This window comes from Streptomyces sp. NPDC030840, assembly GCF_055572015.1.
This window is the reverse complement of sequence record NZ_JBVIEE010000009.1, coordinates 100,404-115,240: the sequence shown is the minus strand read 5'-3', so window position 1 is coordinate 115,240 and position 14,837 is coordinate 100,404. Positions and strand designations below refer to the sequence as shown.

General features: G+C 66.6%; 8 protein-coding genes. All 8 read right to left on the bottom strand.

From position 1 onward, the window contains the following. Positions 1-29 precede the first annotated feature (29 nt). The 8 genes from fusA to ACZ49J_RS20970 all read right to left on the bottom strand — a co-directional run bounded on the left by fusA (position 30) and on the right by ACZ49J_RS20970 (position 14,791). Entirely contained in the window at positions 30-2,156 is a 2,127-nt protein-coding gene (gene fusA / locus ACZ49J_RS21005; protein WP_467449957.1) for an elongation factor G, read from the bottom strand. A 39-nt stretch (positions 2,157-2,195) separates the two neighbouring features. Continuing rightward, positions 2,196-2,666, bottom strand: a complete 471-nt coding sequence (gene rpsG / locus ACZ49J_RS21000; RefSeq protein ID WP_467449956.1) for a 30S ribosomal protein S7 — start codon at positions 2,664-2,666, stop codon at positions 2,196-2,198. Positions 2,667-2,668: 2 nt separating this feature from the next. After that, positions 2,669-3,040 (bottom strand): 30S ribosomal protein S12, encoded by a 372-nt coding sequence (gene rpsL / locus ACZ49J_RS20995; protein WP_003948652.1) that lies wholly within the window; start codon positions 3,038-3,040, stop codon positions 2,669-2,671. Positions 3,041-4,290: 1,250 nt separating this feature from the next. Next, positions 4,291-8,190, bottom strand: a complete 3,900-nt coding sequence (locus ACZ49J_RS20990) for a DNA-directed RNA polymerase subunit beta' (RefSeq protein WP_467449954.1) — start codon at positions 8,188-8,190, stop codon at positions 4,291-4,293. Positions 8,191-8,287: 97 nt separating this feature from the next. Then, on the bottom strand, positions 8,288-11,773 hold the full coding sequence (rpoB, locus tag ACZ49J_RS20985; protein WP_467449951.1) for a DNA-directed RNA polymerase subunit beta: 3,486 nt from the start codon (positions 11,771-11,773) through the stop codon (positions 8,288-8,290). Positions 11,774-12,378: 605 nt separating this feature from the next. After that, positions 12,379-12,768 carry a 50S ribosomal protein L7/L12 gene (rplL, locus tag ACZ49J_RS20980; protein WP_467449950.1) on the bottom strand — a complete coding sequence of 130 codons (390 nt, stop codon included), beginning with the start codon at positions 12,766-12,768 and terminating at the stop codon, positions 12,379-12,381. Between the two features lie 135 nt (positions 12,769-12,903). After that, entirely contained in the window at positions 12,904-13,434 is a 531-nt protein-coding gene (gene rplJ, locus ACZ49J_RS20975) for a 50S ribosomal protein L10 (protein ID WP_467449948.1), read from the bottom strand. Positions 13,435-13,771: 337 nt separating this feature from the next. After that, a complete protein-coding gene (locus tag ACZ49J_RS20970) occupies positions 13,772-14,791 on the bottom strand; it encodes an SCO4651 family lipoprotein (protein WP_467449947.1) in 1,020 nt (339 codons plus the stop codon). Positions 14,792-14,837: the final 46 nt, after the last annotated feature.

Sequence of the window (14,837 nt, the reverse complement as noted above, 5' to 3'; positions counted from 1 at the left end):
TCAAGCCTACGGCGTGAGAACGCGGTGCGTTACTCGCCCTTGGCCTTCGCGATGATCTCCTCGGCGACGTTCCGCGGAACCTCGGCGTAGGAGTCGAACTGCATGGAGTAGCTGGCGCGGCCGGACGTCTTGCTGCGCAGGTCGCCGACGTAGCCGAACATCTCCGAGAGGGGCACGAGGCCCTTCACGACGCGGGCACCGGCCCGCTCCTCCATGGCCTGGATCTGGCCACGGCGGGAGTTGATGTCGCCGATGACCTCACCCATGTAGTCCTCGGGCGTGGTGACCTCGACGGCCATCATCGGCTCGAGCAGCACAGGGCTGGCCTTGCGCGCGGCCTCCTTGAAGGCCTGCGAACCGGCGATCTTGAACGCCAGCTCGGAGGAGTCGACCTCGTGGTAGGCACCGTCGTGCAGGATGACGCGCACGCCGGTCATCTCGTAGCCCGCGAGGATGCCGAACTGCATGGCCTCCTGGCAGCCGGCGTCGACCGAAGGGATGTACTCCTTCGGGATACGACCACCGGTCACCTTGTTCACGAACTCGTACGACGCGTCGCCGCCCTCGAGCGGCTCGATGCCGATCTGCACCTTGGCGAACTGGCCGGTACCACCAGTCTGCTTCTTGTGCGTGAAGTCGACGCGCTCGACGGGCTTGCGGATCGTCTCGCGGTAGGCGACCTGCGGCTTGCCGACGTTGGCCTCGACCTTGAACTCACGGCGCATACGGTCGACCAGCACCTCGAGGTGCAGCTCGCCCATACCGCCGATGATGGTCTGGCCGGTCTCCTCGTCCGAGTGGACCTGGAAGGACGGGTCCTCCTCGGCCAGGCGCTGGATCGCGACACCCAGCTTCTCCTGGTCGCCCTTCGACTTGGGCTCGATGGCGACCTGGATGACCGGCGCCGGGAAGTCCATGGACTCCAGGATCACCGGCTGCTTGTCGTCGCACAGCGTCTCACCGGTCGTGGTCTGCTTCAGACCCATGACGGCGATGATGTCGCCGGCGCCCACCGACGCGATCTCCTCACGCTTGTTCGCGTGCATGCGGTAGATCTTGCCGATGCGCTCCTTCTTGCCCTTGACGGAGTTCAGCACCTGGGTGCCGGACTCCAGACGGCCGGAGTACACGCGGACGAAGGTGAGCTTGCCGAGGTGCGGGTCGCTCATGATCTTGAACGCCAGCGCCGACAGCGGCTCGTCCTCGGACGGCTTGCGCTTCACGACCTCTTCGGGGTCGCTCACCGCGTGGCCCTCGATGGCCTCGATGTCGAGCGGGGAGGGCAGGTAGCGGACCACCGCGTCGAGCAGGGGCTGAACACCCTTGTTCTTGAACGCGGTACCACAGAACACCGGGGTGACCGTGGTGTCGCTGGACTTGCCGGAGGCGATCGTGATGCGGCGGATGGCCGCGTACAGCTGCTCCTCGGAGGGCTCCTCGCCCTCCAGGTACAGCTCCATGATCTCCTCGTCGTTCTCCGCGACGGCCTCGAGCAGCTTGCCGCGCCACTCCTCGGCCGCCTCGGCGTGCGTGGCCGGGATGTCGACGGTGTCGTACATCTCGCCCTTGGTGGCCTCGGCGGACCAGACGAGCGCCTTCATGCGGACCAGGTCCACGACGCCCTTGAAGTCGGCCTCGGCACCGATCGGGAGCTGCATGACGAGCGGCTGGGCACCCAGGCGGTCGCTGATCATGTCGACGCAGCGGTGGAACTCGGCGCCCGTGCGGTCCAGCTTGTTGACGAAGCAGATACGCGGAACGCGGTAGCGGTCCGCCTGACGCCACACCGTCTCGGACTGGGGCTCGACGCCGGCGACGCCGTCGAACACCGTCACGGCACCGTCGAGCACACGCAGGGAGCGCTCCACCTCGACGGTGAAGTCGACGTGGCCCGGCGTGTCGATGATGTTGATGGTGTGGTCGACGTCTTCCAGCGGCCAGTGGCAGGTGGTGGCAGCAGAGGTGATCGTGATGCCACGCTCCTGCTCCTGCTCCATCCAGTCCATGGTGGCAGCGCCGTCGTGGACCTCACCGATCTTGTAAGACACACCGGTGTAGAACAGGATCCGCTCGGTGGTGGTCGTCTTGCCCGCGTCGATGTGGGCCATGATCCCGATATTGCGGACCTTGGCCAGGTCAAGTGAAGTGGTAGCCATAAGGCTTCAGTCTTCTCTCGGTCTCGATGTGGGTAGCGACTACCAGCGGTAGTGCGCGAAGGCCTTGTTGGACTCGGCCATCTTGTGCGTGTCCTCGCGCTTCTTCACCGCGGCACCGAGGCCGTTGGAGGCGTCGAGGAGCTCGTTGAGCAGACGCTCGGTCATGGTCTTCTCGCGACGGGCGCGGGAGTAGCCCACGAGCCAGCGCAGCGCCAGGGTGTTGGCACGGCCGGGCTTGACCTCGACCGGCACCTGGTAGGTGGCGCCACCGACGCGGCGGGACTTGACCTCGAGGGTCGGCTTGATGTTCTCGAGAGCGCGCTTCAGCGTGATGACCGGGTCGTTGCCGGTCTTCGTGCGCAGGCCCTCCATGGCGCCGTAGACGATGCGCTCGGCGGTGGAGCGCTTGCCGTTCAGCAGCACCTTGTTGATGAGCGAGGTGACCAGAGGAGAACCGTAGACCGGGTCGATGATGACCGGGCGCTTCGGGGCGGGGCCCTTACGAGGCATTCTTACTTCTCCTTCTTGGCGCCGTAACGGCTGCGGGCCTGCTTGCGGTTCTTGACACCCTGGGTGTCGAGGGAACCGCGGATGATCTTGTAGCGAACACCCGGCAGGTCCTTCACACGGCCACCACGCACGAGCACGATGGAGTGCTCCTGCAGGTTGTGACCCTCACCCGGAATGTAAGCAGTGACCTCGATCCCGCTGGTCAGACGCACACGCGCGACCTTACGCAGGGCCGAGTTCGGCTTCTTCGGGGTGGTCGTGAACACACGCGTGCAGACGCCCCGACGCTGAGGGGAACCCTCGAGTGCGGGCGTCTTGTTCTTCTCGACCTTGTCCTGCCGGCCCTTGCGGACCAGCTGCTGGATCGTAGGCACTACTTCTCCGGTTTCTGTGTGCCGATGGGTACAGCTAACCTGGAACGTCACCGACCCACGCGGTCGGGTGTGTCGAATCCGGCAGACTCCCACCGCAAGGCAGAAAGGGCGCAGATTACGGTGGCCGCTTACGGCTCCCCTCGCGGTCTGAAGGCACGCACGAGAGCCAGGGCACACCCCAGGCACAAGGTCTGAGCGTACCTAGCGTACGGACTCCGGTCAAAACAAATGGGGAGCGCATGACAGGCCGGAGGTTTAAGCGGGTGCGCGGCGGGTCAAAAGGGGGCTCTGCCCCCCGTGCTCGGTGCGGATGTCCGCTGTCGCGGTCGGCCGTCAACCGTCGGCCGTCGGCCCACAGGGCGCTCCGTGACCGCTGGAGGCCCGCTGCCGGGAGCAGGGCGGAGAGGAAGCCCGGAACCGGCGAACTCCCTCTGCGCGGCGCCAGAGAGCGTTTTCGACGGGCCGACGGAGCGGTAGACCGCCGAGCGGGCCAGGAGGCGAGCACCGAGCCAGGCCGGGCCCGAAAGCCGAGCCGACCGAGGCGAGCGCCGAACCGGCCGAGTCCCGAGCCGACCGAGCACCGAGCCCGGAGCCGACCGACCGCCGAGCCGACCGAGAGGCGAGTGCGCCGAGAGCCGAGCGCGAGCCGGCCGAGCACCGAGCCAGGAGCCGACCGACCGCCGAGCCGGCCGAGAGCCAGGCCGACCGAGAGCCAGGCCGACCGAGAGCCAGGCCGACCGAGAGCCAGGCCGACCGAGAGGCGAGCGCGAGCCGGCCGAGCACCGAGCCGCCGACCGACCGAGAGGCGAGCGCAAGCCGGCCCAGGCGAGCGCAAGCCGGCCGAGGCGAGCGCCGAGCCGACCAAGAGGCGAACCGGTCGAGAGCCAAGCCCGGAGCCGACCGAGCGCCGAGCCGGCCGAGAGGCGAGTTGCGCCGAGAGGCGAGTGCGCCGAGAGCCGAGTGGGCCGAGAGCCGAGTGGGCCGAGAGCCGAGTGCGCCGAGAGCCGAGCGCGAGCCGGCCAAGGCGAGCGCCAAGCCAGCCGAGCCCCGAGCCCCGAGCCCCGAGCCCCGAGCCCCGAGCCCCGAGCCCCGAGCCAGGGTCGCGCCTCGTCCGCGTACGGGCCATGGCTGTGCGCCCCGCAGGCGAGCGTGAGAGGGGGAGCAGAGCCGGTCTCCCCACGCGCCGGGGCCGGAGAACGCCGAAGGGCGGCCACCCCGGAGGATGGCCGCCCACGGCTCAGGCGACTCGCTTACTGGTTGTACGGACCGTAGTCGTAGTCCTCCAGCGGCACGGCCTGGCCGGAGCCCGTGCCGAACGGCGAGTAGTCGATGTCGTCGTAGCCCACGGCCGAGTACATCGCGGCCTTGGCCTCCTCGGTCGGCTCGACCCGGATGTTGCGGTAGCGGGACAGACCCGTACCGGCCGGGATGAGCTTACCGATGATGACGTTCTCCTTGAGGCCGATCAGGGAGTCGGACTTGGCGTTGATCGCCGCGTCCGTGAGGACCCTGGTCGTCTCCTGGAAGGACGCCGCCGACAGCCACGACTCGGTCGCCAGCGAGGCCTTGGTGATACCCATCAGCTGCGGACGGCCGGAGGCCGGGTGACCGCCCTCCTGGACCACACGACGGTTCTCGGTCTCGAACTTCGAGCGCTCCACGAGCTCACCGGGCAGCAGCTCGGCGTCGCCCGACTCGATGATCGTCACACGGCGCAGCATCTGCCGGATGATGATCTCGATGTGCTTGTCGTGGATCGACACACCCTGCGAGTTGTAGACCTTCTGGACCTCGCCGACCAGGTGGACCTGGACGGCACGCTGGCCCAGGATGCGCAGCACGTCGTGCGGGTTGGTGGCACCCACGGTGAGCTGCTGGCCGACCTCGACGTGGTCGCCCTCACGGACCAGGACCTTGGCACGCTTCGAGATCGGGTACGCCGTCTCGTCGCTGCCGTCGTCCGGGGTGACGACGATCTTCTTGGTCTTCTCGGTCTCCTCGATCCGCACGCGGCCGGAGGCCTCGGAGATCGGGGCGACACCCTTCGGGGTACGGGCCTCGAAGAGCTCGACGACACGGGGCAGACCCTGGGTGATGTCGTCACCGGCCACACCACCGGTGTGGAAGGTACGCATCGTCAGCTGGGTACCGGGCTCACCGATGGACTGGGCGGCGATGATGCCGACCGCCTCACCGATGTCGACCAGCTTGCCGGTGGCCAGCGAGCGGCCGTAGCACATGGCGCAGGTGCCGACGTGGGACTCGCAGGTCAGGATCGAGCGGGTCTTGACCTCCTCGACACCGTGGTGCACCAGCTGGTCGATGAGCACGTCGCCCAGGTCCACGTTGGCCGGCGCGATCACCTTGCCGTCGATGACGACGTCCTCGGCGAGCATGCGGGCGTAGACGCTGGTCTCGACGTCGTCGGCCTTGCGCAGCACACCGTCGGCGCCGCGGTGGGCGATCTTCAGCTTCAGACCGCGCTCGGTACCGCAGTCCTCCTCGCGAATGATGACGTCCTGGGAGACGTCGACCAGACGACGGGTGAGGTAACCCGAGTCGGCGGTACGCAGAGCGGTGTCCGCCAGACCCTTACGGGCACCGTGCGTGGAGATGAAGTACTCCAGCACGGAGAGGCCCTCACGGAACGACGCCTTGATGGGCCGCGGGATCGTCTCGTTCTTCGCGTTCGACACCAGACCACGCATACCGGCGATCTGACGCATCTGCATCATGTTGCCTCGTGCACCCGAGTTCACCATCATGAAGATCGGGTTGGTCTTCGGGAAGTTGTCGTTCATCGCCTCGGCGACCTCGTTGGTCGCCTTGGTCCAGATCGCGATGAGCTCCTGCGTGCGCTCGTCCTTGGTGATCAGACCGCGCTCGTACTGCTTCTGGACCTTCTCGTCCTGCGCCTCGTACCCGCGGACGATCTCCTTCTTCGCCTCGGGAACGACGACGTCGGAGATGGCCACGGTGACGCCGGAACGGGTCGCCCAGTAGAAGCCGGCCGCCTTCAGGTTGTCGAGCGTCGCCGCCACGATGACCTTGGGGTAGCGCTCGGCGAGGTCGTTGACGATCTCGGAGAGCTGCTTCTTGCCGACCTCGTAGTCGACGAACGGGTAGTCCTCGGGCAGCAGCTCGTTGAAGAGCGCGCGGCCCAGCGTGGTGGTCAGCCGGAAGCTGTCACCCTGCTGCCACTCGGGCTCGCCCTCCTCCTGAGCCGGCGGGGTCCAGCCGCGCGGCGGGATGGTGCCCACCGGGAAGCGGATGTCCACCTTCGACTGCAGCGAGAGCTCGCCGGCGTCGAACGCCATGATCGCCTCGGCCACCGACGAGAAGGAGCGCTCCTCGCCCTTGACCTCCCGCATCTCGCCGTCGGTGGTGAGGAAGAACAGACCGAGGACCATGTCCTGGGTCGGCATCGTCACCGGACGGCCGTCAGCGGGCTTGAGGATGTTGTTCGAGGACAGCATCAGGATGCGGGCCTCGGCCTGCGCCTCCGCGGACAGCGGCAGGTGCACGGCCATCTGGTCACCGTCGAAGTCCGCGTTGAACGCGGTGCAGACGAGCGGGTGGATCTGGATGGCCTTGCCCTCGACCAGCTGCGGCTCGAAGGCCTGGATGCCGAGGCGGTGCAGCGTGGGCGCACGGTTCAGCAGAACCGGGTGCTCCGCGATGACCTCTTCCAGCACGTCGTACACGACCGTGCGGCCGCGCTCGACCATGCGCTTCGCCGACTTGATGTTCTGCGCGTGGTTCAGGTCGACCAGGCGCTTCATCACGAACGGCTTGAACAGCTCCAGCGCCATCGCCTTCGGCAGACCGCACTGGTGCAGCTTCAGCTGCGGACCGACGACGATCACGGAACGCGCGGAGTAGTCCACACGCTTGCCGAGCAGGTTCTGACGGAAGCGGCCCTGCTTACCCTTCAGCATGTCGCTGAGGGACTTCAGCGGGCGGTTACCGGGACCGGTCACCGGGCGGCCGCGACGACCGTTGTCGAAGAGGGCGTCAACAGCCTCCTGAAGCATGCGCTTCTCGTTGTTGACGATGATCTCGGGCGCGCCGAGGTCGAGCAGCCTCTTCAGACGGTTGTTGCGGTTGATCACACGGCGGTACAGGTCGTTGAGGTCGGAGGTCGCGAAGCGGCCACCGTCCAGCTGCACCATCGGGCGAAGGTCCGGCGGGATGACCGGCACGCAGTCGAGCACCATGCCCTTGGGGCTGTTGGACGTCTGCAGGAACGCGGAGACGACCTTCAGGCGCTTGAGCGCACGGGTCTTCTTCTGCCCCTTGCCGGTACGGATGATCTCGCGGAGGCGCTCGGCCTCCTCGTCCAGGTCGAAGGACTCCAGGCGCTTCTGCAGCGCCGCGGCACCCATCGAGCCGTCGAAGTACGTGCCGAAGCGGTCACGCAGCTCGCGGTAGAGGAGCTCGTCGCCCTCCAGGTCCTGGACCTTGAGGTTCTTGAACCGGGTCCACACCTCGTCGAGACGGTCGATCTCGCGCTGCGCACGGTCACGCAGCTGCTTCATCTCGCGCTCGGCACCCTCGCGCACCTTGCGGCGCACGTCGGCCTTGGCGCCCTCGGCCTCCAGCTCGGCCAGGTCGGTCTCGAGCTTCTTGGCGCGGGCCTCCAGGTCGGCGTCCCGGCGGTTCTCGATCTGCTGCCGCTCGACGGAGACGTGGGCCTCCAGGGAGGGCAGGTCGCGCGTACGGCGCTCCTCGTCGACGTACGTGATCATGTATGCCGCGAAGTAGATGACCTTCTCGAGGTCCTTGGGAGCCAGGTCGAGCAGGTAGCCCAGGCGGCTCGGGACACCCTTGAAGTACCAGATGTGCGTGACGGGAGCGGCCAGCTCGATGTGGCCCATCCGCTCACGGCGCACCTTGGCGCGCGTGACCTCGACGCCACAGCGCTCGCAGATGATGCCCTTGAAGCGGACACGCTTGTACTTGCCGCAGTAGCACTCCCAGTCCCGGGTCGGACCGAAGATCTTCTCGCAGAAGAGTCCGTCCTTTTCGGGCTTGAGGGTGCGGTAGTTGATGGTCTCGGGCTTCTTGACCTCGCCGTGGCTCCACTGACGGATGTCGTCAGCGGTGGCCAGGCCGATCCGGAGCTCGTCGAAGAAGTTGACGTCGAGCACTATGCGTCAATCCCTCTCAGGGTTGTAAGTCTTGGGGTCTGAAACGGGGGTCCCGGGGCCGGCGGGCCTTGATCGCTCAAGGCCCGCCGAGTTCCCGTCAGACCTCTTCGACGCTGCTCGGCTCGCGCCGGGACAGGTCGATGCCGAGCTCCTCCGCAGCGCGGAAGACGTCCTCGTCGGTGTCACGCATCTCGATGGACATACCGTCGCTGGACAGCACCTCCACGTTCAGGCACAGGGACTGCATCTCCTTGATGAGCACCTTGAAGGACTCGGGGATGCCGGGTTCGGGGATGTTCTCGCCCTTGACGATGGCCTCGTAGACCTTCACGCGGCCGGTGACGTCGTCGGACTTGATGGTCAGCAGCTCCTGGAGGGCGTACGCGGCACCGTATGCCTCCAGCGCCCACACCTCCATCTCACCGAAGCGCTGGCCACCGAACTGGGCCTTACCACCCAGCGGCTGCTGGGTGATCATCGAGTACGGACCGGTCGAGCGGGCGTGCAGCTTGTCGTCGACCAGGTGGTGCAGCTTGAGGATGTACATGTACCCGACCGAGATCGGGTCCGGGAACGGCTCACCGCTACGGCCGTCGAACAGCCGCGCCTTGCCGGACGGGAGCACCATGCGCTCGCCGTCGCGGTTCGGAATGGTGTGCTGCAGCAGACCCGCGAGCTCGTCCTCACGCGCACCGTCGAAGACGGGGGTGGCGACGTTGGTGCCGGGGGCGACGCTGTCGGCACCGATGGCCTGCAGGCGCTGTGCCCACTCGTCGGCGAGACCGGAGACGTCCCAGCCACGGCTGGCGAGCCAGCCGAGGTGGATCTCCAGCACCTGTCCCGGGTTCATTCGGGACGGGACACCGAGCGGGTTGAGGATGATGTCGACCGGGGTGCCGTCCTCCAGGAACGGCATGTCCTCGATCGGCAGGATCTTGGAGATGACACCCTTGTTGCCGTGCCGGCCGGCGAGCTTGTCACCGTCGGTGATCTTGCGCTTCTGCGCCACGTACACGCGCACCAGCTGGTTCACACCGGGGGGAAGCTCGTCGCCCTCCTCGCGGTCGAAGACGCGGACGCCGATGACCTTGCCGGTCTCGCCGTGCGGCACCTTCAGCGAGGTGTCACGGACCTCACGGGCCTTCTCACCGAAGATCGCGCGCAGCAGCCGCTCCTCGGGCGTCAGCTCGGTCTCACCCTTGGGCGTGACCTTGCCGACGAGGATGTCACCGGCGATGACCTCGGCACCGATACGGATGATGCCGCGCTCGTCGAGGTCGGCGAGGACCTCCTCGGAGACGTTCGGGATGTCCCGGGTGATCTCCTCGGGGCCGAGCTTGGTGTCACGGGCGTCGACCTCGTGCTCCTCGATGTGGATCGAGGAGAGGACGTCGTCCTGCACGAGGCGCTGCGACAGGATGATCGCGTCCTCGTAGTTGTGACCCTCCCACGGCATGAACGCCACGAGCAGGTTCTTGCCGAGCGCCATCTCGCCGTTCTGGGTGGCCGGACCGTCGGCGAGGACCTGGCCCTCGATGATCCGGTCGCCCTCGTTGACGATGACCTTCTGGTTGACCGAGGTGCCCTGGTTGGAGCGGGCGAACTTGGCGAGGCGGTACGTGATGTACGTGCCGTCGTCGTTGGCGGTGGTGATGTAGTCCGCGGAGACCTCCTGGACCACACCCGCCTTCTCGGCCTTGACCACGTCGCCGGCGTCGACGGCGGAGCGGTACTCCATGCCGGTGCCGACGAGCGGGGACTCGGACTTGATGAGCGGCACGGCCTGGCGCATCATGTTCGCGCCCATGAGGGCACGGTTGGCGTCGTCGTGCTCGAGGAACGGGATCATGGCGGTCGCGACCGACACCATCTGGCGCGGCGAGACGTCCATGTAGTCGACGTCCTCGGGGCTGACGTAGTCGACCTCACCGCCACGGCGGCGCACCAGGACACGCGCCTCGGCGAAGCGGAACTCGTCGTTCAGCGTGGCGTTGGCCTGCGCGATGACGAACCGGTCCTCTTCGTCGGCCGTGAGGTAGTCGACCTCGTCGGTGACCTGCCCGTCGACGACCTTGCGGTACGGCGTCTCGATGAAGCCGAACGCGTTGATGCGGCCGTACGAGGCGAGCGAACCGATCAGACCGATGTTCGGTCCTTCCGGCGTCTCGATCGGGCACATGCGGCCGTAGTGCGAGGGGTGCACGTCACGGACCTCGAAGCCGGCCCGCTCACGGGAGAGACCACCCGGGCCGAGGGCGTTGAGACGACGCTTGTGCGTCAGGCCCGACAGCGGGTTGTTCTGGTCCATGAACTGGGACAGCTGGCTGGTGCCGAAGAACTCCTTGATGGAGGCGACGACCGGCCGGATGTTGATCAGGGTCTGCGGCGTGATCGCCTCGACGTCCTGGGTGGTCATGCGCTCGCGCACGACGCGCTCCATACGGGCGAGACCCGTACGGACCTGGTTCTGGATCAGCTCTCCGACGTTGCGGATACGACGGTTGCCGAAGTGGTCGATGTCGTCGGTCTCGACGATGATCTCGCGCCCCGACTCGGCGATCGTCTCCGTCTCACCGGCGTGCAGCTTCACCAGGTACTTGATGGTGGCGATGATGTCGTCGGTGGTGAGCACGCCGGCGTCCAGCGGCTCGTTCGCACCGAGCTTCTTGTTCACCTTGTAGCGGCCGACCTTCGCCAGGTCGTAACGCTTGGGGTTGAAGTAGAGGTTCTCCAGCAGCGTCTGCGCGGCCTCACGGGTCGGCGGCTCGCCCGGGCGCAGCTTGCGGTAGATGTCGAGCAGCGCGTCGTCCTGGCCCTGGGTGTGGTCCTTCTCCAGGGTGGCGCGCATGGACTCGTACTCGCCGAACTCCTCGAGGATCTGCTCGGTGGTCCAACCGAGAGCCTTGAGCAGGACGGTGACGGACTGCTTGCGCTTGCGGTCGATGCGGACACCGACCATGTCGCGCTTGTCGATCTCCATCTCCAGCCAGGCACCCCGGGACGGGATCACCTTGGCGGAGAAGATGTCCTTGTCGGACGTCTTGTCGATCGAGGAGTCGAAGTAGACACCCGGCGAACGGACCAGCTGCGAGACCACGACACGCTCGGTGCCGTTGATGACGAAGGTGCCCTTGTTCGTCATGAGCGGGAAGTCGCCCATGAAGACCGTCTGGGACTTGATCTCGCCGGTCTCGTTGTTGGTGAACTCGGCCGTGACGAAGAGGGGCGCGGCGTAGGTGAAGTCGCGCTCCTTGCACTCGTCGATGCTGTTCTTCGGCGGCTCGAAGCGGTGGTCGCGGAACGTCAGCGACATCGACCCGGAGAAGTCCTCGATCGGGGAGATCTCCTCGAAGATCTCCTCGAGACCGGACTTGGTGGGGACGTCCTGACCGGACTCCAGAGCCTCCTCGACCCGACTCTGCCAGGCGGTGTTCCCGAGCAGCCAGTCAAAGCTCTCGGTCTGCAGCGCGAGCAGGTTGGGAACCTCGAGAGGCTCCTTGATCTTTGCAAAAGAGATGCGCAGCGGGGCGGTGCTGGCGCCGTTGTTCGTATTCGCGGTCGAGGCAGTGCGCGAGGCGGCCAAGAGGGGGTCCTTCCGAGGGCTCGGACTCACTACGCGCGTACCGGCCCCTCGAGCGGGCACAGAGATAGATGTCCCAGGTCGGAGACAGTTCTATCGTCGGTGCTCGAGCGAGGGCATGTTCCTGGTGACGGGCAGGAAGCAGCTAACAGGCAGCGCAAAGGGTCAGTGTAGCCACTTGGCTCACTGATGTCCAGTGCGGGTTTGCGGACCCTCGGAAACCCTCGTTGTTCGTCAACACCTGCGGCAAGCCACGCCCTCGATGCACACCGATACTTCCCTCTCCGCCGTCGATCCATGCCTCGGATTGCGGATCGTTGTGACGACGCGTCCTGAGAATTGCGCGCTGCGTGCGGTTCGTCAAGGCCCCCCAAGCCCGAGCCAGGTGCTGCGATCGTCACTCGCAGCGGGTCACCGGGGGTGCCCGGAGGCACAACGAAGATCACCATACTCGTCGGAACCCACAGTGCAAGGCAGCCGTCCGACAACGTCAGGAAACGCCGAAGGGCGACCACCCACTTGGATGATCGCCCTTCAGTGCGTTTGCGTTACAGCCCTACGGAGAGAGCTGCGCCGCGCACGAGAGTCCGTGCGGACCCGCGAAGGTCTTACTTGACCTCGACGGAGGCGCCGGCGGCCTTGAGGGACTCGGCAGCCTTGTCCGCGGCCTCCTTGTTGACCTTCTCGAGGACCGGCTTCGGGGTGCCGTCGACGAGGTCCTTGGCCTCCTTCAGACCCAGGGAGGTCAGCTCACGCACGACCTTAATGACCTGGATCTTCTTGTCGCCGGCGCCGGTGAGGATGACGTCGAACTCGTCCTTCTCCTCGACGGCCTCGGCGGCGGCGCCACCAGCGGCACCACCGGCGACCATGACCGGCGCGGCAGCGGCGGCGGTGACGTCGAACTTCTCCTCGAACGCCTTCACGAACTCGGAGAGCTCGATGAGGGTCATCTCCTCGAACTGCGCGAGCAGGTCTTCCTGGCTGAGCTTCGCCATGACGGGCGATCCTTCCACTAAATCGGCTGGTGCCGGATGTACATGTCTGGCGGGCGTGCGCCTTGCGGCGTTACTGCGTAGACGTTCGGCCCGCTACGACCGTCGCGTCAGGCGGCGGTCATGTTGCGAGCCGAATTACTCGGCACCGCCCTGCTCGTCCTGCTTGGCGCGCAGCGCGTCCACGGTGCGGACGAGCTTCGACGGCAGCGCCTGGAAGACAGAGGCAGCCTGGGACTGCTTGCCCTTCAGAGCACCGGCCAGCTTGGACAGCAGAACCTCGCGGGACTCGAGGTCCGCAAGCTTCTTGATCTCGTCGGCGGACAGCGCCTTACCGTCAAGGACACCGCCCTTGATGACGAGAGCGGGGTTCTCCTTGGCGAAGTCACGCAGACCCTTCGCCGCCTCGACCGGGTCACCGGTCACGAAGGCGACGGCCGTCGAGCCACTGAGGTGCTCGTCCAGCACGGAGATCCCGGCCTCCTGGGCCGCGATCTTGGTCAGCGTGTTCTTCACCACTCGGTACTGAGCGTTCTCGCCGAGAGAACGGCGCAACTGCTTGAGCTGCGCCACGCTCAGCCCGGTGTAGGACGTCACAACAGCGGCGTTGGAGCCACGGAGCTTCTCCGTAATCTCCTCCACGGCTGCGACCTTGTCGGGCGTCGCCATGAGCCTCGGCCTCCTTCCGGGTGATGAGGACCGCTCGGAAGGGGCTGGGACAAACGAAACGCCCTGGCGCAGGCGCACAGGGCGTAGCTCGACCGGACGAATTCCATCGGAGAACGGAACCGGCCCAGGAGCACTTCCACAGTCACCTACGCGGGTCGTCCGCAGTTCAGCGGATCCTTCGGCCACCGGGCCCTCTCACGAGTGCACGGCAACGACCAGCGGTCTTTGGCTTCCCCGGAAGGGTACGGGACCGGATCGCTGTCAAGCAAATCCGCTCGGGGTCCAGGGCCGGGACTGCCCCAGGGCCGTCCGGCCGACCGCCCTGGGGCCTCAGGTGTCAGGCGCCCGAGTTCGCCTCGAGCTCCTTCAGCTCCTTCTCGAGCTCTTCCAGCTCCTTGAGCTCCTCGTCCACCGTGCTGTCGTCCACGGTGCCCTCACCCGAGGCGGCTTCCTCCCCGAGGCCGCCCTCGCCCAGGCCCTTGAGCATCTCGAAGAGGTCGAAGGTGTCAGCAGCGGGCGGGACCTCGACGTCCGCCTTCGCACCGTAGTCCGACATGGTCATGGTGATTTCGACGGCACCCTCGGGGCTGTCGATGCCCACGTCCATCCGCACCGGCAGGTCGTCCTCGTTGACCCAGACCTCGGTGTCGTAGCCCTTGATGCCCGCCTTGTCGATGCCGTCCAGGAGCTGCTTCCGCTCCTTGGCGTCGAGGACGTCCAGCCCCTCGTTCGAGTCCAGCATCTCCTTGACACTCAGTGTGCCCTTGTAGTGCTGGGTCTCCTCGCCGTCGATCTTCTCGCTGCCCACGTGCTTGAGGTTGGGCGAGTCGAGGAGCATCGCCAGCTGCTGCGCCGGGTCCTGGTTCATGTTCTCCAGGCCGGAGGTCATCTGCTCCATGGCCTTCTCGTCCCCGGAGGCCTTCGCCGCGGCCTCCAGGTCCATCTTCATCCAGCGCTTGCCGTCCATGTCCTTGGCGGCGGCCGCACCCATGTCCATGTACATGACGTTGTCGCGCCAGATCATGCGTATGCGGTCCGGGGCGGCCGGTTCCGCCGCGAGCGCGGAGCCCTCCATCGTCACATCCATGACGGTCGGGTCCCAGCCCATGACCCCGGACATCTTCATGTCGCCGCCGCCCTTCATGGAGTCCGGCATCGACAGGGTCATGCTGATCTTGGCGGACTTGGCCTCCGCCGTCTTCTCGTACGCTGCGGTGATGACCTGCGCGGCTGAACGCTTCGTGGCCGCACCGCCACTCTCCCCGCCCCCGCACGCCACAGCACCGCCGAGCAGTGCCGCTGCGCCGACGGCGCCGGCCGTGGTGCGGCGGACGGTGCCACGCGCGGAATACCTCATGAGTCCCCCCAGGAACGTATGACTCCTGTGCGGAGCCTGTGATCAG

Bases quoted from the DNA above. Each gene is read 5' to 3' on its own strand.
- fusA (WP_467449957.1), bottom strand. From the start codon at position 2,156: ATGGCTACCACTTCACTTGACCTGGCCAAGGTCCGCAATATCGGGATC.
- rpsG (WP_467449956.1), bottom strand. From the start codon at position 2,666: ATGCCTCGTAAGGGCCCCGCCCCGAAGCGCCCGGTCATCATCGACCCG.
- rplL (WP_467449950.1), bottom strand. From the start codon at position 12,768: ATGGCGAAGCTCAGCCAGGAAGACCTGCTCGCGCAGTTCGAGGAGATG.
- rplJ (WP_467449948.1), bottom strand. From the start codon at position 13,434: ATGGCGACGCCCGACAAGGTCGCAGCCGTGGAGGAGATTACGGAGAAG.
- ACZ49J_RS20970 (WP_467449947.1), bottom strand. From the start codon at position 14,791: ATGAGGTATTCCGCGCGTGGCACCGTCCGCCGCACCACGGCCGGCGCC.